The 2,687-nt window shown below is 62.4% G+C and carries 2 protein-coding genes; both read left to right on the top strand.

Annotated features, from left to right (window positions below; all coding sequences use genetic code 11):
* A partial coding sequence (locus ACLP2E_RS18885) for an ABC transporter permease (RefSeq protein WP_442466801.1) occupies nucleotides 1-1,297 on the top strand: 1,297 nt, incomplete at its 5' end.
* A 9-nt stretch (nucleotides 1,298-1,306) separates the two neighbouring features.
* Nucleotides 1,307-2,635, top strand: coding sequence for an ABC transporter ATP-binding protein (locus tag ACLP2E_RS18880; RefSeq protein ID WP_442464497.1), 1,329 nt, complete (start codon nucleotides 1,307-1,309; stop codon nucleotides 2,633-2,635).
* The last annotated feature ends 52 nt before the right edge of the window (nucleotides 2,636-2,687 follow it).

Raw genomic sequence — 2,687 nt, 5'->3', positions numbered from 1 at the left:
CTGGAACATGGCGTTCAGCTTCTATCAATCGCTGCGCACGGTGCCGCTCGATCTCGACGAGGCGAGCCGCGCTTTTCGTTTCTCGTCATGGCAGCGATTCTGGCGCGTCGAAGCGCCCTTCGCCGTTCCCGGCCTCGTCTGGAACATGATGATGAGCATGTCGGGGGGCTGGTTCTTCGTCGTCGCCTCCGAGGCGATCAGCGTTGGCGACGAACAGATCGCGCTGCCGGGCATCGGCTCTTACGTCGCTCTTGCGATCGAGCGGCAGGATCTCGGCGCGATCGGCTGGGCGCTGCTGGCGATGACCCTCGTCATTCTCCTCTATGATCAACTCATGTTCCGGCCGCTGGTCGTCTGGGCCGACCATTTCCGCTTCGAGCAATCCGCCGCTCAAACCACGCCGCATTCGTGGTTCCTCACGGTGCTGCAGCGCGCCCGCCTGCTGCAGGGCGCGGCCCGGCCGTTGAGCGCTGCGATGAGGCGGATTTTGCGCGCGCCGGTTCTCAACTGGGACATCCCGGGCCCGATCGTCACCGAAGTTTCCGGGAAAGGGCGGTTTTTCGACCGGCTGTGGGTCGTCTTCGTCGTCGCCATGGCCTTGGGCGCGGCGGCCTTGATCGTTCGCTACGTCGCCGCATCCCTGAGTTGGGCCGATGTTTTCACCGCATTCCGGCTCGGCTTTTATACCTTGTTGCGCGTCGCCGTGATGATTGTCCTGAGTTCCTTGATCTGGGTTCCGGTCGGCGTATTGATCGGCCTGAGGCCGCGCCTAGCGGAAAAAATCCAGCCTCTGGCGCAGTTTCTCGCCGCCTTTCCCGCCAATCTGCTGTTTCCTTTCGCCGTCATCATGATCGTCCGGTTCCATCTGAACCCGGACATTTGGCTGAGCCTTCTGATGATCATCGGCACGCAATGGTATATTTTGTTCAACGTCATCGCCGGCGCCACGGCCTTCCCGACCGATTTTCTGGAGGCCGCCGAAAATTTCCAGATTCATGGCTGGCAATGGTGGCGGAAAGTCATCCTGCCGGGGATTTTCCCCTATTTCGTCACCGGCGCCCTGACCGCTTCGGGCGGCTCATGGAACGCCAGCATCGTCGCCGAATCCGTCTCCTGGGGACAGACCCAACTCACCGCGCATGGGCTCGGCGCCTATATCGCCGACCAGACCGTCGCTGCGGACTATCCGCGCATCGTCCTCGGCATAGCCGTCATGTCGCTCTATGTGATTTTCTTCAACCGCGTTCTCTGGCGCCGGCTCTATGCCTATGGCGAACGCCGGCTGCGGCTGGATTGAGGGTAGACCATGCTTGAAGCCGTGCAAAAGCCTTTGAGCCAGTCGAAAGCGGTGCTCGAAATGTCCCATATCCACCAGGCTTTCGGACGGCCGGGCGGCGGAGCTTCGGTGGTTCTCGAAGATATCAGCGTCAGTCTGCGGGAAGGCGAGATCGTCGGCGTGCTGGGGCGCTCCGGTTGCGGCAAGTCCACGCTTCTGCGCATCGCCGCCGGGTTGATGAGGCCGAGTTCAGGCGGCGTCGCCTTCGAGGGCGCGCCTCTCGACCGGCCGGCCAAGGGCATAGCGATGGTTTTCCAAACTTTCGCGCTGTTTCCCTGGCTTACCGTGCTGGAAAACGTGCTGGTCGGGCTCGACGCGCTGGGCGTGCCGGAAGTCGAGGCCAATGCGAAAGCCCTGAAGGCGATCGACATGATCGGCCTCGACGGTTTCGAGAGCGCCTATCCGCGCGAACTCTCCGGCGGAATGCGCCAGCGCGTCGGCTTCGCCCGCGCCCTGGTCGTCGATCCGACCGTACTTTTGATGGACGAGGCCTTTTCCGCCCTCGACGTGCTTACAGCCGAGACCCTTCGGTCGGATTTCATCGACCTGTGGACCGAAGGTAAACTGGCGATCAAATCGGTGATGCTGGTCACCCATAATATCGAGGAGGCGGTGTTCATGGCCGACCGCATCGTCGTTCTCGCGCCCGATCCCGGACGCATCGCGGCGGAAATCGAAGTGCCGCTGCCGCGTCCACGCGAAAGGCTGTCGCCGGTGTTCCGCGAAATCGTCGACGATATTTACGCGCGCATGACCGCCGGGCGCGGGGGCGGCGGCGACGGCAAGGGCAAGCCCGCGCTGGCTGGCCTCGGCATGTGCCTGCCTTTCGTCTCCTGTTATCGCATCGTCGGGCTGATGGAATTGCTGGCCGAGCCGCCCTTCGACGAAATGGCTGATTTGCGCTCGCTCGCGGGGCGGCTGCATCTCGATGTGGATCATTTGCTGCCCGTGACCGAGGCCCTGCAAATCCTCGGCTTTGCTGAAATGCGCAACGGGTTTTTGCATCTTACCCCGGCCGGAAACATTTTCGTCGGCGGCGCGGCGGAGGCGCGTAAAAAACTGTTTTGCGAACATCTGTTGCGAAATGTCCCGCTCGCCGCGCATATACGCCTCGTCCTGTCGGAGCGGCCGGGACATGCGGCGCCGCGCCAGCGCTTTTCACCGGAACTCGAGGACCATCTGACCGTGCCCGACGCCGAGCAGACTCTCGCCGCCGTGATCGACTGGGGACGTTTCGCCGAAATCTTCGCCTATGACCAGCGGCGACGCTTGTTCAGCCTGCCGCCGGAAACCACGTAAAAGAAAACTAAATTCGTTCGCCTTGACGGCGCCGCCTGATGAGGATCAACTT

This window comes from Rhodoblastus sp., assembly GCF_052145335.1.
Lineage (GTDB): Bacteria > Pseudomonadota > Alphaproteobacteria > Rhizobiales > Beijerinckiaceae > Rhodoblastus.
The sequence above is the reverse complement of the archived record's forward strand: the minus strand, read 5'-3'. Positions and strand labels throughout refer to the sequence as shown.